We start from the raw sequence: 16023 nt of genomic DNA, 5'->3' as shown, positions 1-16023 counted from the left end.
TCTGCGCAGCCGTGACCCAGGATCGAGTGCGCGGCGGCAAGCCCGGGACCAGTTCCGACAAGACCTTGTCGGTGATGGATCTGTTCACGCCCGAACGGCCGGAGTGGACAGTGGATGACGCCTGCATCGCGCTGGGGCAGTCTGAGAGCACCATCTATCGCTATTTTCGCAGTCTCGTCGCGGCGGGTCTGATCTTTAGCGCCAGGCCGGGGTGCTATCTCCTGGGCCCCGGAATCGTCCACTACGACCGCCAGTTGCGGATCTCCGATCCCTTGCTGCGCGCGGCGGAGCCGACCTTCGCCGAGCTGTCCTGCGAATATCAAGGGCCCGGCATGATCTTCATCAGCCGGATCTATCGCGATCACGTCATGACGATGCACGAGCATCGCCTCGGGGTAACGCCTTTCCCTGAGGGAACCTTTGCGAGGGGACGGTTGGCGCCACTGTTCTGCGGTCCCCCGGCCTTCGCAATCTTGGCCTTTCTGGAAGTGCGGGCGGTCCGCGCCATGTTTCAGAAAACCTCCGGCGACGATACCGAGTGGTTGGAGATCAAGCGTCGAATGCGAACGATCCGCGCCCTCGGTTACGCCGCCAGCATCGACGATACCGATCCAGGCTTTCTGATCGTGTCGGTCCCCTTGAAGCACGACGACGGCGGCATAGCTGGGAGCCTCAGCCTGTCGCTCCCGAGCAGCTCGGACAATACGGCGTTGATCGCCACTATAGGCTCGAGGCTGGTCGAATCTGCGGCACAGATGGGCTGTCGCGCTACAGCTTCAGCGAGCTGAGCCGCCTCTTTTTTCGCGGATCACACACCCATCGTTATCGGCGCCCCTGGTTTGACCTGCCCAGTCAGTCTAGTCGGGGCGACGCCTTCCGCAGCCGTCAATCCCAGGATGGATCAGGCACATGCATAACCATCCCATCAAGCCCGGCCGCGTTGCTCTCGTTACCGGAGGCGCCAGCGGCATTGGCTTTGGAATCGCCCAGGTGCTGATGGAAGCCGGGCTTCAGGTGATCGTCACCGACGTGCGCGCAGACCATATGGAACGGGCCCAACAGGCGCTGGGGACTATGGCCGGCCGGGCCACCTTCGTACCGCTCGATGTCTCCGACCGCGGCCAATGGGGCGCCGCCAGGCGCCTCGTGGAGGAACGGTTCGGAGATTTGCATGTCCTCTGCTTGAACGCCGGCGTTGGCGTGCTCGGATCCATGCTTGAGAGCAGTGACGCCGATTGGAACTGGATCATGTCGGTCAATCTCGATGGGGCCCTCTTGGGCGTAGAGACCTTTCTCCCGCATCTGCTGGCGCACGGTCAGCCGGCCCACATCGTCGCAACATCTTCGATGGGCGGGCTGGTCGTGGCTAATGATGGCGGCATCTATTCGACGGCCAAGTTCGGCGTCGTAGCCCTGATGGAGGGGCTCCGGCGAGACCTTCGGGGGCAGAATGTCAGCGTCTCTATCTTATGCCCGGCGGCCGTCAACACCAACATCTTCGATCATGAACGCATGCGCCCGGCGACGTTCGGGAAGAATGCGCAAGATGAGGACGAATTGGAAAGGATGGAGGCTTTCGCCAAGACAGTTCTGGCCCAGGGTCGCGATCCCCTCGAGGTCGGCAAGATGGTGAAGGCGGGGATCGAGGCCGACGAAACCTATATATTCACCGACCAAAATGTCATGCAAACGCTGGTCCGCCGACGCGATGCCTTGCTGGCTTTTACTTGAGGCGACCACGATGACCACTCTGTATGCCGCGCTCGAAGACCACGACGCTTCGCTCGCCTCGCTGCTCGCGGCGCTGCCCACGCCGGCGGAACGCCTTTCAATACGCGGAGATGAAACGGATGTTTCGGCCCTGCGCCGCGGACTCGAAGACGCCGAGGGACCGCTCGAAGCCTTTCTTTTGATCGTGGGCGCAGGCGACGCCAGCCAGGGGCTTGCCGACACCGACTGGCAAGCGCAGGTGCTCGTTCCACTTCGACGAGCCTTTGGCCTGCTCACCGGCGCGGGGCGGCGGTTTCGCCGGGAAGGGCGGGGTACGATCGTCGTCGTGACACCGTCCGGGGCGCTGGGGCCGCCAGAGATCGCTACCCCGCAGCTCGTATTGCAGCGCTCGATCATCGGCATGACCGAAGCTCTGCGTGCTGAGCTTCAAGATTCCGCAATCAGCGTCGGCCTGGTGTTCTACGACAGCGCAGATAGCTCCTACGACGGACTCGCGCGGCGCTTGGCGAGGGCGCTTTCCGCCACGCGGATGTACAGCTTTTCCGGCGACATCACCCGCGAGCGGATCAACGCCTATGTCGGTCCAATGCTGCAGGCGATCGACCAAGCCACGGCAGGGGCGCCGCTCCCGGACATCGGGCCTATGGGGGCGGTCTACGATCTCGCTCTCATTGGCGCGCCGCGACGTTGATACCCGCCGTCTATCCGTTCAGCTACCTCCGGCGAGGTGGTCAGCCAACGGCTGTCGTGAGGGACGCCTAGGCCGAAATAGCCTCGATGTCGATGACCCGTCCAAATTTCCCACGCAGAAAGATCAGCGGAGACTCGGCCCGCTCGGCGGTGATCGCCCTGACCTCGCCAAGCACGAAGAAATGATCGCCGGCTTCCTGTACCGAATAGAGGTCGCAATCGATCCAGGCCACTGCGCCGTCGAGGATCGGCATGCCATTTGCGGTGAGCCGATGGACGACGTCAGAAAATCGGTCCCGATCTCCGCCGGAGAATTTGCGGCAAATCAATTCCTGGTCTTGCGCCAGGATGTTCACGCAGAAACGGCCTGTCGCGGCGATTTTTGGCCAGCTCGTGGAGCGCTTGTCGGGAAAGAAACCAATCAACGGCGGATCCAAAGACACGGAGGTGAAGGTGCCCACCGTCATTCCGATGGGCTCGCCCTCTGCCGTCGTGCTGGTGACCACGCTGACGCCTGTTGGGTAATGGCCCATGACAGTGCGAAATTGTGCGGAATCTATTTTCACCCTAGCAGTCCTTCGAATTCCATCTCCTGGGGAGCCGTCGCAAACGGTTCGTCAGGGCCGAACGGCTGGTTGCGGACAATCGTTAGCCCATAACCGTCGAGTCCCACCGGCTGGAGGTGATCGGAGCTGGTCAACAGGACCATGTCATGGACACCTAAATCGGCGAGAATCTGCGCGCTGATCCCGCAAGTGCGGCGATCCAAGTCCAGGTCAGCGGGACGTGCGCTCAACAGGCTGAGGCCGGCGTCGGTCCGAGGCGCCATGAGCACGATAAGCCCGTGCCCCGCCCGTGCGATCTGCTTCATGGCGCGCGGTATAGCCCTGCTGCGGGCGCCCTCTTCACCGAGCAGATCAGAGAGTAGCGACGCGGTGTGCATTCGCACGAGGGTCGGCCTGCCCGGGGACACGACGCCCTTCTGAAGGACGAAGTTGTCCGTTCCGTCGATCGTGTTGCGATACGTCAGGAGGCGGCATTCGCCCCCATGCTCGGAAGTGAACGAGGTGCTGGACACGCATTCGACCAGATGGTCGACACGCCTGCGATAGGCGATGAGGTCGCGGATCGTACCGATCTTCAATCGGTGTTCCCGGGCGAACGGGATGAGCTGCGGAAGCCGCGCCATCGAGCCGTCCTCATTCATGATTTCACAGATGACCCCTGAGGCGTTCAGGCCGGCCAGGCGTGCGATATCAACCGATGCCTCGGTGTGGCCTGCGCGCACCAGAACCCCGCCCTCGCGCGCCATCAATGGAAACACGTGGCCTGGCGTGACGATGTCGGCACGGGTTTTCGCCGCGTCGACCGCCACCGCTATGGTGCGCGCCCGGTCCCCGGCCGAAATGCCGGTTGTCACGCCCTCCCGCGCTTCGATCGAGACTGTGAAGGCCGTTTCATGCCGCGTGCCATTATTGCGCGTCATCAGTTCGAGCCCAAGCTGGTCGCAGCGGGAGCGGGTCAGCGCCAGACAGATCAACCCGCGGCCATGCTTGGCCATGAATTTGATCGCCTCGGGCGTCGCCATCTGAGCGGGAATGACGAGGTCGCCCTCATTCTCCCGATCCTCATCGTCGACCAGGACGAACATGCGGCCCTTGCGCGCCTCGTTGATGATCTCTTCGGGCGTGGCAAGCGACGTGAACTCATCCTTGCAAGCGCCGAGGCCCGGGCCGTCCAGATCGTTCACCGCTAAGGTTTGGACTGACATGGAATATTCTCCGGCGGTCCCTGAACTAGAGGCGGCGACTGCTCAGTAATCCCCATCGAAGCCGAGCGGGACCGCATCTGTTTGGAACGGGCGTCACTATGCTTCTTGCAGAGAGGCGGCCCAACCTGCGGCTCGACCGTTCCCGGGCGGCTACGTCATTGTGCGATAATTGTCATCATAAGGCAATGTGTGGCGTTTTTCCGGGCCAGTCCAACCGGGCCGGGCTAGACCAGACGAAGGGGGAGGGCGCTGCTCGGGGGCCAAGCCGAACGTGGCGCAGACTCATCGGATGAGCCAGCCGAAAGTATTTTCCTTTGAACAAGCCATAGGCGCGCCTGGAACCGATCTGTGCACGGGCTATGCGCAAATATCCATCGCAGGAAGCGGAGCCAGGCCGGGATCCCTTCGCTTTCCCGGGGTCGGTGGGCATCACTGTGTCTTGGGCGCATGTCGCCCCTACATCGGCTCGATCCCCGTCGCCCGTGAATAATGCCGTCTGGATTAGACGCCGCTACCTGGCAGATTGACCCCACAGGCCGATGATCAAACCGGCTGATCCAAGGGGGGCATATGTCTGTTGAGACCCAAATTCTCTGCTCCACATCGCTTTTTGCGGTGACGCTCGGGGTCGTATCGGCGCTTGCCCCGGCCACGGCCGATGCGCAAAACGCACCGGCTGCGACCGCACCCGCCGCGCTCGGCGAAATCGTCGTCACCGCCGAGCGCCGGGTCGAGAACGTGCAGAAGACGAGCGCCTCGGTCACGGTGCGCGCGGGCCAGGATCTGGTCAAAGAAGGCAGATTCACGCTGCAAGCGATTCTGGAAGACGTGCCGGGCATCACCGGTGGCGCGGCTAGCGCCACGGCTGGTGTCGTCGGGGGCGGAACCGACACGCCGGCCGCCGGCCTGGTCATTCGGGGCATCCCGTCAAACATCGGGGCGGGCGGTTCCACCACCTCCACGGCGTCCGCGGCGGCGGTTTACGTGGACGGCGTCTACAGCGGCATTGGCGGCGATTATGACATCGACCGGGTGGAAGTCGTGCGCGGCCCGCAAGGCACGCTTTACGGCCGCAGCGCCACATCCGGTCTAGTCGCCATAACCACGCGCAATCCCAATCTGAAGGATCTCGGCGGCAGCGCGACGCTCGAAGCCGGCAACTTCAATCTGCAGCACTACACCGCCGTGGTGAACCTGCCGATCGTCAGCGATCAGTTGGCCATCCGCGTGAGCGGCAATCTCTACAAACGCGATGGCTACATCGACCCTTTGGGGGGCGCCATTCGCAACAGCGATGCCAGAATAAAAGTATTGTACAAGCCTAACGACAACGTTTCGCTTCTGGCCGGTGCGGCCCTGCAGGACAATGTCGACCACAACGGTGGCCATGAAATCGGCGCGTCGCTCGTCCCGGGGGCGGTGACGTATGTCGATGTGCCTGTGGGAAAAGTCAACAATAACTTCCGGCAATATTGGGCTGAGCTCAATGTCAACCTCGGGTTTGGGACCCTGACCTATCAGCCAGCATACCGGACCTGGAAGCAGGCCGGCGTGATAAACAGCGTGACCCCCCTCGGTGTTGGGACTCAGCCCCTGAGCACACCGAAAGACAATTTTCTGACTCAAGAGCTGCGCCTGTCGTCCAGTCCGGGCTCCAAGTTGATCTGGCAGGCGGGCATCGCGTACTATAAAAATGACTTAGTCAATTCCAATATCTCCAATTTCAACGGCCAAATGGCGTTTGGGGTCGATGAGACTAAGCAGACGGAAGCGTTAGGCGTTTTTGCACAGGCAACCTATCCGGTAACTGAGACGACGCGCATCACGGCCGGTGTGCGCTACGACCACACCACGGTGTCGACCGGGGAAATATATCAACTTGGCCCGTTCCTCTTCCCGCCGAACACTCCGCTGCCGCCGCCCTTTGTTTTGTCGGGCGCCGCAGGCAAGCGCAAATTCAACAATGTGACCTACAAGCTGCGTTTGGAGCACGACCTCGCGCCGACCAACCTGCTGTACGCTTCGGTCTCGACGGGTTTCTCGCCGGGCGACGTGGTGGTGGCGGCATCCTGTCCCGCATCGATCAGCCTCACCCCGCCTTGCCCTATAGAGCTCAAGGCTGAGACGCTCACGAGCTACGAAATTGGCTCAAAAAACCGGTTCCTGGACGATAAACTGCAGGTGAACGGGGATGTGTTCTATTCCACCTATGGCGCGTTCCAGTCTGGGGCAATCAACGTAAACGAAGGCGCCGGGCCGCCGGCATTCGCGCCATTGGCTTCGCCAATGAAATCCTACGGCGTGGAAATCGAGGCGCGCTACAAGATTACGCCGGCGGATTTGCTGAGCCTGAACTTCAGTGCGATCAAATCGCTCTATTTCAACAAGCCGCCCCTCTTCGCCCGCTTCGTGGCGGAGGATGAGGTAACCGACAGCGGCGCGTGGGGGTCGGTGGCGCCCATTCCGGTCAGCGCGTCGTTTGCGTACCAGCACGTCTTTACGCTGCCGGGCGATTCAACGCTGAGGTTGCGCGCAGAGGTGCTGTATTCCTCGGGTCATGGCGGGCACCTCAACGCCGCGGAGCAAGCCAACGGCCAACAGCCCTTGGTGCACATCGATTCCGCCGTGACCGGCAACTTGAATGCCACATGGACGCCGAACGACCGCTTTTCTGTCAGCGCCTATGTGCGCAACCTCAGCAATCTTCGCTACTTCACCAAAATCATTCTCGACTCGTCGGGGCCATCCTATCAATACCAGCCGAGGTACAATGATCCGCGAACCTTTGGGATCGTGCTGAACGTGAACTTCTGAACAGTACGGGATCCCATCGCGGTGGCTTTCGGCCGCCGGCATCTGTCTCTCCCCCTCGATCTACGCGGTCTAGGTCGAGGGCGCCCCGTCGGCCTCAGGCGCAACGGGGTGGCTTCGAACAAGGCGTAGCCCGCTCGCGCGTGGGCTACGCCCAAGTTCGATGGCCTGCTCAGCGACTGGGGACGACCCCGCGTGCTCCTGCTGAGCGCCGTAAACGCCCACGATATCTGTCGGCCGCCTGCCCCCGCGTTGCAGGTCACTCCAGCAGAAGACCAGGCTTTCGCCATCGGTCCGGGTAAGCTTGCCATGGCCGCTGCTAGCGGCGACCTGCAGCACACCCCGGAAGCTGCCGAGGTGCGCGAGCGGCCGCTCGCCGGTTCGCTCGTCGGTTCTGTGGTCGCGGGCTCGGCCCAAGCTCATCTCCCGTGGTGCGATGTGCGCGAGGTTCACGCAATAGAGGAGCAGTAACGTCAGGATCAGGACAAATCAGGGCCTCAGACGACCCACGCAGCGGACGAGTTGACGAAGGTAGGCCCGCGCGGCCATCGCCCGCTTTTCCTTGGAATGCTTGCCTTACAGGTTCGGCGCGTCGGCGGCTCGGCGGCGCGGGCGAGTCCGGCGACCGATGCGGCGGCCTTTTCGAGGCGCAAGAACAAAAATCCAGCCGACTTTGGAGGTTGACGCCCGAGTTCTGATTTCTAGGTCGATGACGGCGGCCGCGACTTTGTTTCCCTGGTGTCGTACTTCAGCCCATCGATCGAACAGGTATCTGGCGCTCTTGTTCGAACTTGAGCCTGCGGCGGCGACGGTCCGCTTGCGCAGACTGGCGCCTACATCGCTGGGGCAGACTATACCATCGCCGATATGGCCTGCTTTCCCTGGATCCAGACCTATAAGGCGCAGGAGATCGCCATAGACGACTTCCCGAACATCCGCCGTTGGTATGATGTGTTGAAGGTCCGGCCCGGCCTGCGGAGAGGCATGGATTTTGGTCGCGATCGGATCAACCGCAACCCGCAAGCCGACGCCACGACCCGGGAAATCTTGTTCGGCATCAAGAAGGACTGACCCGTTGGCTGAGATCGAGTTCTTCTTCGACCTTTCCTCTCCGTGGACCAGGCTCGCTTTCCACAACATCCAACCCATCGCCCTGGAAACAGGCGCGAGCATCGTCTGGCGGCCGTTCCTCGTCGGGGGGGTCTTCAACGCGGTGAACCCGACCGTCTATGCTGGCCGCGCTGACGCCGACAATCCCAAGCACCGCAACACCTTCAAATGGCTTAAGGACTGGGCGCGCCTGGCGGAGGTTCCGATGAACTTTCCTTCGCGTCACCATCCGCTGAAATCGGTCCGGGCGATGCGCGCCTGCTGCGCGCTGGAAGACGATCAGGCCGCGCTGTTCCGCTTCGCTGAAGCGGCTTTCAACGCCTATTTCGGCGATAAGATGAATCTGGACGACGCCGAGGTCCTGACACAGGTCGCCGACGCCGCTGGCTTTGACGGGGCGGCGCTGCTGCGCCGGTCTGAGCAAGATGAGGTCAAGCTGAGGCTGCGGGCAAACACCCAGGAGGTTATCGACCGCGGCGGCTTCGGATCTCCATCCATCTTCATCAACAAGACGGACCTCTATTTTGGGAACGACCAGCTGCCGATCGTGCGGCTCGCCCTCCAGGAATCCGTGGCGAGAGCATCCTAACGGAGCTTCACTTGCTCCTGTGGTCCTCGGCCGAACTCCGTCATCGCGAACGGAAATGATCGCCAATTTCCTGTCGTCCCGATCAGGCGGGCTACGCCAGCGCCAGCTTCCAGGAAGCGGACATACGGGCCGGCAGGGGAGGGTGGTGGGCTGTCGCGAGGTTCCTCCCGGAAAGTTGCCGTTCATCCTCGCTTTCAAACCGTCGGTGAAAATTTACCGCATTCTTTTCAGGGTTGTGAAATCATTCCCAATCAAGCTGGCGGAGATCAACTGCGGACCCATCGATATGCCTTCGACATCGGGATTCGGACGACGAGGTATTGCATCGCCTGACGCACCGCCGAAGGCGGCTGGCGATCCCGGACTTGAACGCCAGTCTGGTTCGAGCACTTCCAGCTTCATTGGGCTGCTATTCAGCTTCGAAGGGCGCGTTCCGCGATTGAGTTATTGGCTCAGTCAAATTGGCTGCATCATCGCCTCCCAACTTGTTGCGTATTTGTGCCGCGCCCTGAGTGAAGGGCTACGTCAGCACGGTGAGGGTGCATCCTCATCATTGGGCTTAGCCTCGCTCGCCTTGATCGTGATGTTGATTCTCCTGGGTGTCCTGGCTCTAGCTTTCTGGGTTAGTTTGACTTTCGTTGTCAGGCGCTGGCACGACCGCGGCAAATCCGGAGCGTGGGCGCTCCTGGGCTTCATTCCGATCATCGGCTGGATGTGGCAGGGCATTGAGTGCGGCTTTCTTGAGGGATCCTTGGGCCCCAATCGGTATGGCCCCTCACCAAAGGGGATCACTGGGGTAACCTTCGAAGATCTTGGCTCCGCAACGGTCGCCTAAGGCAGCTCAAGGCTGCGGTTCTGGGCGGATCAGCGCCAGAACCGGCCGTTTCGAACTGCGCAGTTGGGTCGATGTTCGCCGGCGGCGCCCCCGCGACAACTCGCCGTTCACCTCGCCCAGCCAGCCGCTCGCCATAAGCCGCCCTGCCGAAGGATGGCCCCAAAGCAGCGCCTGCTTCCGCATAGCGGTCCTCCCGACTGGCAGGGAAGCCATCAACGAAAGTTCTTTTTCACCTCGTGAAGGGGGCGGGCCTCCGCCTCGCTAAATCCAGTCGCCGCTGATTGCCATCGAGCTGACGAAGCAGCCGAGCAGCCAGCCAGGAATGTTCAAAATAACAAACAGCGCACTCAGATCGCGAGAGCCTCGCGTACGGATGACCAGGGCCGCGGCAACAATCGGCCATCCGAACAATACTGCCGAAACAGGCCAAAACGCCCACTTCGGGCTTGCATACCTCACATCCATTGCGTCCAAAAACAATGCTGACCATGGGATCAAGGCCGCCCATAGTGCTGGCACCGCCAGGAACGCGATCAACGCCCAGCGGTCGCGCAGGGAATTCCTTACTCTTCTGAGTGCGAGTGCGGCCAGGGTCGCGAGCGCCGCCACAGCCAGCGGATAGATCATGTCCGCGTTGAAGAGCATGAACGAAAGACTGGGAAGCAGGTGGGAAAATCCTCGGGCCATTGTCCTATTGTGCCGGCTGATAGATCCGCCGTCCAACAGACCCATTTATCGACCCTCAGAGCCGCCTCCCTGGGTCAAGCCGCCGTCTGGGATCCCCCGCCAGTGCCTCGCCAGAACCTGTCATTGGCTTCGACGGGCCGGAGCCATCCGCAGATCTCGATAGCGGACATATCGCAACGCATCTCCGCCGGCGAATTGCGCGTCTTGGAGCCGTCAACCGATCGGTTTTCGAACAAGGTGCCCGATCAAGTCCAAACGGAGCGGCCTTGGCCCTTTGCGGCGTTCGGGGATCGCCTTCGACCGGCTGCCTAACCCGCCATCTTCAGGGCGATGCATTCCTCGAAAAATGCGATGGCTCGCATGTGATAGGCGCGCGCAATGTGATGAGAGCTGGCGTTGTGTCCGGACCTGGGCTGGAGGTGAAAGCGGGCGTTGGGGCTGTCGCGCATTAAAGACTCAGCCATGTCAAGCGCCTCCCGCCCCGTCACTTGCATGACTTCATGCTCAGCGGCCGTCAATTGCACCGGGATGCGGATGGTCGGCAGGATTTCGGGCCAGGCCGCCGGCATGGCCAGGGCGTCGCGATATTCCGCCAAGGGCATGGGCTGCAACAGGGTGTGGTCGTTGGCGAACGCTTCGGCCGAATAGCTGTCATCGGGGCCGAACAGCAGCCATTTGTGCAGTTCATCGCTGAGCGCCGGCAAATGGGCGCCAGCCATGGTCCAGGAAGTGACCTCATCGCCACCAGAACTGGGCGGATAGGCCAGAGGAACGCCGAGCACGTCCACGCCACCCAGGCGCGCGCTGCGCGGGTCGGCGGCCATCAGCAGAGTGAGAATGGCGCCGATCGAATGGCCGATGACGAAGACGGGTCCGTCAAACCCAAGCTCTCCCTTCCAACAGTCGATGACGTCAAACAGAAACGAGACCTGGGATTTGTTGTCGATGCGCGCCGGGTCTAAATCGTGTGCAGCGCCGTAACCCGGCCGATCGACGGCCAGGACGTGAAAACCGAGGTGGGAGCCGAGATTCAGCAATGAGTAGCGTCCCTCCTCGACAGGGCAATGCCAATAGCCCGCCGAATAGCCGCCGCCGTGCAGTGCGAGGATCAGGCCGCGGGCGGAGCCCTGTGCGCGGCTGGCAAGACCCGAGAGCGTGATGTCGGCCGTGCGCACCATCACCTCGCTGACGATCGACTGAGTCAGATTCGTACCTCCTTAGGCCTTGCCATAAGCGACTGGGCTTTGATCACGGCGCTCATCGCGCGAGACAAGGCGCGGCCAGCGAAATTGGCGGGGGGAGTGTACGTCATCAATGGTCCGGGGCCGCAACGAATCTCCAAGTCGCCGTCGCGCGTCTTGGTCCCAGCTCCAGGCGCTGCGCCGGCCGCAGCCGGTGATCTCGCCGCGCACCGACACGATACGCTCAGCGCCGGTCGGCACGACCGCCTGTGATCCTTGAGCCCCTTGGCCTTGCAAGGATGGCAACTCCTGATAATAATACTACGTCATGCGTAGTACGCGAAACGTAGCAAAGATGGTCGACCCTGGTCACTACTCGGATCCGCCGATGCTCGTGCTCGCCAGCCTTGCGGCGGGCGCCAAGCACGGCCACGCCATGCTCGACGACATCGAACAGATGTGCGGCAGCCGACTTGGACCCGGTACCCTCTACGGGGCCATCGTGCGGCTGGAGAAGCAAGGCTGGATCGAGGCCCTGCCGATGGAAGACCGCCGCAGGCCCTATCGTCTGACGACGGCGGGGCGCGCAGCCTTCGTCGCTAAAATGTCGACCCTCCGGCGCTTCGTCGCCGCCGGTGAGCAGAGGCTCGGGATCGCATGAGGCGACGTACGGCCCAGGGGCTGGCGAGGCTCTATCCCCCGGCCTGGCGTGCGCGGTTTGGTGTCGAATTTGTACGCCTCCTGGAAGGCGAGGCGCTGGGATCGCACGTGCTGCTGGACGTTCTCGGCGCCGCGTTCGCCGAGCGCCTTTTCAACCTCTCTGGATTGGAGACCGTCTCGATGGCTGCTTATCCGGCAAGTGTCATGGCCTTGGCGAGACGGCCAAGCGCATTCATCCCCGTCCTGATGTCCCTCGCCGCCGCCTCGCTCGTGCTCGGGAGGATCGCCGTAGTCGGCGCGGCGCGGGAGCCGGACGAGGGCGCCGTCGCGCACCTGTTTCAGCTGCTCATCGCAGGGGAGCTGCCGGTGCTGGGCTTCTTCGTCCTCAAGTGGCTGCGTAAGAACGTGCGGGCGGCGTTGACCATCCTGGCGATCCAGGCCGCCACGATCGCCGCGGCGCTATTTCCGGTCTGGTACTTCGGTCTCTAGCCGCCGCATATAGGCCCCGGATCATCGTTGTGACCCCTTAGCTGGCCCGCCGTTCACGCCCCAGCGAATGGCAGCAGTGGGTCAGACTCTGCCGCGAGGTTCGGTGCCGGAGCTCGCCCTTCGTATGGCCGAGTGCCGCTCGCCAGAAGCCGCCCTCCTGGGAGGGCGGCCTCAGCAGAGTCAGCTTCCCGGAGCCGGACGTTGCGAGGGGGCAGTCAGGCGTCGGCGACTTCGAAGCCGAGCTTGCGAAGGGCTATGACGGCGGCGTCCTGATCCTGCTGATAGTTGCCGCCGGAGATGCCGATGCCGCCGATCAGCTTGCCGTCCTCGGTGATCGGATAGCCGCCGCCGACCGCGACCATGCGCGGCAGATGGGCGAGCGGCGCGACCTTGGGATCGTTCGTGACGTAGTCATTCCAGACATGCGTCGGGAAGCCGAACGAAGCGGAGGTCCAGGCCTTATCGACCGCTACGGAAGCGGTCAGGAACGGCGCGCCGTCGGTCCGCTCGAACGCGCGAAGATGGCCCGTGGCGTCCGTGACGGCGACCGCCGCCTCGATACCGATCTCGCGAGCCGCGGCCAGTGCGGCCTCGATCAGGGCGACGGCGGTTTCGCGGTTGATGGAGGCGGTGGGGATGGACTTGGTGCTCATGACCTTTCCTTTCTTCGGGAAGCGAACGCCCATGCCTTTCTGGATTCGGGCGTTGGTGGATTTCGGGGATAGAGTGGGGGGAAGTCGTCGATGCGATCGGTTGCTCAGAAACCCTCGAGGACGATCTTGCCGCGCGCCTTGCCGCTCTCGATCAGCGCATGCGCGTGCTTGAGATTGGCGGCGTTGATGGGCGACAGCCGCTCGGTGAGGGTCGTGCGCAGCTTGCCGTCGTCGACCAGTTGGCTGACCTCGTTCAGGATCCGGCCCTGTTCCCCCATGTCCGGCGTCTGGTAGATCGGACGGGTGAACATCAGCTCGTGATGGATCGAGACCGCCTTCCGCTTGAAGAGCATGATGTCGAACCCAGCCGGGTCGTCGATCAGGCCGAAGCGGCCCTGCGGCGCGATCAGCTCGGCGACGTCCTGAACATGCGCCGCGGTCTGGGTCGTTGAGAACACGAAGGCGGGCGCGCCGAGGCCGAGCGCCTCGACCTGCGGGGCCAGCGGCTGGCTGTGGTCGATGACGTAGTGGGCGCCGAGCGCGCGGACCCAGTCCTGCGTCTCGGGTCGCGAGGCGGTCGCGATCACGGTCAGATCGGTGCGCTGCCGGGCGATCTGGATCGCGATCGAGCCCACGCCGCCCGCGCCGCCGATGATCAGGATAGCCGGCGCGCCGCCCGGGACGGGCCTGGTCACATCGAGCCGGTCGAAGAACGCTTCCCACGAGGTCAGCGCCGTCAGCGGCAGCGCGGCGGCTTCAGCCCAGTCGAGCGAACGCGGCTTGCTGCCGACGATGCGCTCATCGACCAGGTGAAGCTCGGCGTTGGTCCCCTGACGCGTGATCGAGCCGGCGTAGAACACCGCATCGCCCGGCTGGAACAGCGTAGCGCTGGGGCCTACGGCGCGCACGACGCCGGCCGCGTCCCAGCCGAGCACCTTCCAGTCATCGCCGCCGTTTGGCGGCGCGCTGCGCCGGACCTTGTAGTCGACGGGGTTCACCGACACAGCCTTCACCTCGACGAGGATGTCGCGCCCGGTCGGCGAGGGCTCCGTAAGGTCGATATCCACCAGGGACGCTTCCGCATCGATCGGCCCGGGGATCTTGTAGCCAACGGCTTTCATCTCGCGCTCCTGCTTGCTTGGAGCGAATGTATTCGGTATCGCTTCATCCTGCGATACGCACAAAATCTGCCTATAGTGTCGAAAAGGATACCGTCTTGGTCAAGCCGCGCCACTCGAACTTCGACTGCGCGCCTGGTTGCGCCGTCGAGGCCGCCATCAGCCTCATCGACGGCAAATGGAAGTGCGTGATCCTCTTCCACCTGCTGAACGGGACCGCCCGCTTCAACGAACTGCGGCGTCAGATTCCGGGCGCGACGCAGCGCACGCTGACCAACCAGTTGCGCGAATTGGAGATGGACGGGCTGATCGAGCGGACCGTGTACGCCCAGGTGCCTCCAAAGGTGGAATACAGCCTTTCCGAGCTCGGGCGCAGCATGACCCCGGTCCTGCAGGCGCTGAAGACGTGGGGCGACGCGAATATCCATCGGTTCGCAAAGCCGTCCCGAAAGGCTGCATGAGTTCGAGCGGTCAGGCGATCGGTGCAACGACGCTCCGGCCAAATATCGCCCGAGGCCGAGCCCGTCGCGATCTCCGTCCGGAAGAGGCGGATCAGCGGCAAAGCCTGCTGTTTGCAGAGGCCGACAAGGCTCGCCACAAGCCGACATGCCGTACTGCCGGTCTAAAGCCGAGCTTGCTTCCACATTGCAGTCATAAGCCGATGGGTCGGGAAGGGTGAGTATTTACGGGCGGCGACCGGCGGGGGGCAGGTCACGTCGAACGCTCCACCACCGGCGTTGTCGATGTCATTTCCTTAGTGCTGGGGGCTGGAGAACCCCCTGCTCTGGCGTCGTCGACGCCAATCGGTAGAGTGCACTCGCGCTCGGCTGTGCTGGCGCGATAACGCAAGGTTTGTGATCGTTTAGCATGGGAGATGCGATGCCAGAGGGAACGCCCGACCTGCGCCGCGAGAGACGATACTTCACAATTTCGGCGATCCTGCTCGCGTTACTGACGATTGCCGGCTTCAGCCCGCACTATTTCATGCCGAATGCGTTTCCCGGGATGTTCGCGCCGCTGACCCCGCTGCTTATCTTCCACGCAGCGTTGATGGCTAGCTGGATGGCGATCTTCCTGCTGCAGTCTTTGCTGATTACCTCGCGCCGGCTTGCCTGGCACAAGAAGTTGGGCGTTGTAGCCATTGCTCTTGCGTTCCTGCTTGTGCCGACCGGCTGTGTTTCGACCCTAATACCGGCCGAACGAGCCATTCTTCGGCAAACGCCGGACATGCTACAGCGGCTGAACGTGGTGGCGCTGGAAACCACCCAAATGCTGTTGTTTGGTGGGCTCTTCGCGGTGGCCATAATGCAACGCAATAGAGCCGCCGTTCACAAGCGCCTCATGCTGTTGGCGACGTTAAGCATCTTGCCCAACGCGATCGTGAGGCTCGCGCTGATAGGCGTGCTTCCATTCGAATACAATTGGCAGTTTCTGACGGTTTGGGCAGTAATGGTTCTCGGCTTCGTCGCCGCCGATAGTCTCCGTATTCGTAAACTGCACCCAACCTTCGCGACGGGTGTACCGATCACTATCGGAGCGATGGTCATCGCGCAGGTCATTGGCACGAATGAAGCTTGGGTACACTTTTGGGTCCAGTCTGTGCGATAAGCATCGAGCGCAGATTTGCGTGCCTTGGCGAGACCCTGCACCGAGCGGAAAGCACTTACACCCTCTGGCTCGCATCCCTCCGCACGCCTA

Annotated in this window: 17 protein-coding genes; 11 read left to right on the top strand and 6 right to left on the bottom strand. The window is 62.6% G+C overall.

Features of this window, described 5'->3' with window-relative positions:
- The first annotated feature begins 11 nt into the window (after window positions 1-11).
- The 3 genes from KCG34_RS10170 to KCG34_RS10160 all read left to right on the top strand — a co-directional run bounded on the left by KCG34_RS10170 (window position 12) and on the right by KCG34_RS10160 (window position 2422).
- Window positions 12-788 (top strand): IclR family transcriptional regulator, encoded by a 777-nt coding sequence (locus tag KCG34_RS10170; protein ID WP_249138287.1) that lies wholly within the window; start codon window positions 12-14, stop codon window positions 786-788.
- Between the two features lie 121 nt (window positions 789-909).
- Window positions 910-1731, top strand: coding sequence for an SDR family oxidoreductase (locus KCG34_RS10165; RefSeq protein ID WP_211940245.1), 822 nt, complete (start codon window positions 910-912; stop codon window positions 1729-1731).
- Between the two features lie 10 nt (window positions 1732-1741).
- Window positions 1742-2422 carry a hypothetical protein gene (locus KCG34_RS10160; protein ID WP_211940244.1) on the top strand — a complete coding sequence of 227 codons (681 nt, stop codon included), beginning with the start codon at window positions 1742-1744 and terminating at the stop codon, window positions 2420-2422.
- Between the two features lie 67 nt (window positions 2423-2489).
- On the opposite strand, the gene KCG34_RS10155 is transcribed toward KCG34_RS10160, so the two are convergent.
- Entirely contained in the window at window positions 2490-2987 is a 498-nt protein-coding gene (locus tag KCG34_RS10155; RefSeq protein ID WP_211940243.1) for a flavin reductase family protein, read from the bottom strand.
- Window positions 2984-4192: a 3,4-dihydroxy-2-butanone-4-phosphate synthase gene (gene ribB, locus KCG34_RS10150; RefSeq protein ID WP_211940242.1), complete on the bottom strand. Its 1209-nt coding sequence runs from the start codon at window positions 4190-4192 to the stop codon at window positions 2984-2986. The genes KCG34_RS10155 and ribB overlap by 4 nt, the downstream gene beginning before the upstream one ends.
- Before the next feature lie 570 nt (window positions 4193-4762).
- Between ribB and KCG34_RS10145 the strand changes: the two genes are divergently transcribed.
- The 4 genes from KCG34_RS10145 to KCG34_RS10130 all read left to right on the top strand — a co-directional run bounded on the left by KCG34_RS10145 (window position 4763) and on the right by KCG34_RS10130 (window position 9537).
- Complete coding sequence (locus KCG34_RS10145) at window positions 4763-7006, top strand: TonB-dependent receptor (RefSeq protein WP_211940241.1); 2244 nt, start codon at window positions 4763-4765, stop codon at window positions 7004-7006.
- A gap of 864 nt (window positions 7007-7870) precedes the next feature.
- Complete coding sequence (locus KCG34_RS26115) at window positions 7871-8074, top strand: glutathione S-transferase family protein (protein WP_367576027.1); 204 nt, start codon at window positions 7871-7873, stop codon at window positions 8072-8074.
- Window positions 7995-8702: a 2-hydroxychromene-2-carboxylate isomerase gene (locus KCG34_RS10135; protein WP_249138286.1), complete on the top strand. Its 708-nt coding sequence runs from the start codon at window positions 7995-7997 to the stop codon at window positions 8700-8702. The genes KCG34_RS26115 and KCG34_RS10135 overlap by 80 nt, the downstream gene beginning before the upstream one ends.
- Before the next feature lie 55 nt (window positions 8703-8757).
- Window positions 8758-9537 carry a DUF805 domain-containing protein gene (locus tag KCG34_RS10130; protein ID WP_211940240.1) on the top strand — a complete coding sequence of 260 codons (780 nt, stop codon included), beginning with the start codon at window positions 8758-8760 and terminating at the stop codon, window positions 9535-9537.
- Between the two features lie 261 nt (window positions 9538-9798).
- On the opposite strand, the gene KCG34_RS10125 is transcribed toward KCG34_RS10130, so the two are convergent.
- Window positions 9799-10269: a hypothetical protein gene (locus KCG34_RS10125; protein WP_211940239.1), complete on the bottom strand. Its 471-nt coding sequence runs from the start codon at window positions 10267-10269 to the stop codon at window positions 9799-9801.
- Window positions 10270-10532: 263 nt separating this feature from the next.
- Complete coding sequence (locus KCG34_RS10120; protein ID WP_211940238.1) at window positions 10533-11402, bottom strand: alpha/beta fold hydrolase; 870 nt, start codon at window positions 11400-11402, stop codon at window positions 10533-10535.
- 391 nt (window positions 11403-11793) lie between these two features.
- Here KCG34_RS10120 and KCG34_RS10115 point away from each other — a divergent pair, with 391 nt between their 5' ends.
- Window positions 11794-12066, top strand: a complete 273-nt coding sequence (locus KCG34_RS10115) for a PadR family transcriptional regulator (RefSeq protein ID WP_211940237.1) — start codon at window positions 11794-11796, stop codon at window positions 12064-12066.
- Window positions 12067-12173: 107 nt separating this feature from the next.
- The gene (locus KCG34_RS10110; protein WP_211940236.1) at window positions 12174-12554 is read left to right on the top strand and encodes a hypothetical protein; all 381 of its coding nucleotides are present in this window, start codon (window positions 12174-12176) and stop codon (window positions 12552-12554) included.
- A 215-nt stretch (window positions 12555-12769) separates the two neighbouring features.
- Here KCG34_RS10110 and KCG34_RS10105 read toward each other — a convergent pair whose 3' ends face one another.
- Entirely contained in the window at window positions 12770-13207 is a 438-nt protein-coding gene (locus KCG34_RS10105; protein WP_211940235.1) for a GlcG/HbpS family heme-binding protein, read from the bottom strand.
- A gap of 104 nt (window positions 13208-13311) precedes the next feature.
- Window positions 13312-14328, bottom strand: a complete 1017-nt coding sequence (locus KCG34_RS10100; RefSeq protein WP_211940234.1) for a zinc-binding alcohol dehydrogenase family protein — start codon at window positions 14326-14328, stop codon at window positions 13312-13314.
- 95 nt (window positions 14329-14423) lie between these two features.
- Between KCG34_RS10100 and KCG34_RS10095 the strand changes: the two genes are divergently transcribed.
- Window positions 14424-14786 carry a winged helix-turn-helix transcriptional regulator gene (locus KCG34_RS10095; RefSeq protein ID WP_249138285.1) on the top strand — a complete coding sequence of 121 codons (363 nt, stop codon included), beginning with the start codon at window positions 14424-14426 and terminating at the stop codon, window positions 14784-14786.
- A 406-nt stretch (window positions 14787-15192) separates the two neighbouring features.
- Window positions 15193-15933, top strand: coding sequence for a hypothetical protein (locus KCG34_RS10090; RefSeq protein ID WP_211940232.1), 741 nt, complete (start codon window positions 15193-15195; stop codon window positions 15931-15933).
- Window positions 15934-16023: the final 90 nt, after the last annotated feature.

The sequence above is a fragment of the Phenylobacterium montanum genome (assembly GCF_018135625.1).
Classification (GTDB): Bacteria; Pseudomonadota; Alphaproteobacteria; order Caulobacterales; family Caulobacteraceae; genus Poindextera; species Poindextera montana.
The sequence above is the reverse complement of the archived record's forward strand: the minus strand, read 5'-3'. Positions and strand labels throughout refer to the sequence as shown.

Coding starts and splice junctions, on each gene's coding strand:
- KCG34_RS10165 (WP_211940245.1), top strand. CDS start 910: ATGCATAACCATCCCATCAAGCCCGGCCGCGTTGCTCTCGTTACCGGA.
- KCG34_RS10160 (WP_211940244.1), top strand. CDS start 1,742: ATGACCACTCTGTATGCCGCGCTCGAAGACCACGACGCTTCGCTCGCC.
- ribB (WP_211940242.1), bottom strand. CDS start 4,192: ATGTCAGTCCAAACCTTAGCGGTGAACGATCTGGACGGCCCGGGCCTC.
- KCG34_RS10145 (WP_211940241.1), top strand. CDS start 4,763: ATGTCTGTTGAGACCCAAATTCTCTGCTCCACATCGCTTTTTGCGGTG.
- KCG34_RS26115 (WP_367576027.1), top strand. CDS start 7,871: ATGGCCTGCTTTCCCTGGATCCAGACCTATAAGGCGCAGGAGATCGCC.
- KCG34_RS10130 (WP_211940240.1), top strand. CDS start 8,758: ATGATCGCCAATTTCCTGTCGTCCCGATCAGGCGGGCTACGCCAGCGC.
- KCG34_RS10125 (WP_211940239.1), bottom strand. CDS start 10,269: ATGGGTCTGTTGGACGGCGGATCTATCAGCCGGCACAATAGGACAATG.
- KCG34_RS10120 (WP_211940238.1), bottom strand. CDS start 11,402: ATGGTGCGCACGGCCGACATCACGCTCTCGGGTCTTGCCAGCCGCGCA.
- KCG34_RS10115 (WP_211940237.1), top strand. CDS start 11,794: ATGCTCGTGCTCGCCAGCCTTGCGGCGGGCGCCAAGCACGGCCACGCC.
- KCG34_RS10105 (WP_211940235.1), bottom strand. CDS start 13,207: ATGAGCACCAAGTCCATCCCCACCGCCTCCATCAACCGCGAAACCGCC.
- KCG34_RS10100 (WP_211940234.1), bottom strand. CDS start 14,328: ATGAAAGCCGTTGGCTACAAGATCCCCGGGCCGATCGATGCGGAAGCG.
- KCG34_RS10090 (WP_211940232.1), top strand. CDS start 15,193: ATGGGAGATGCGATGCCAGAGGGAACGCCCGACCTGCGCCGCGAGAGA.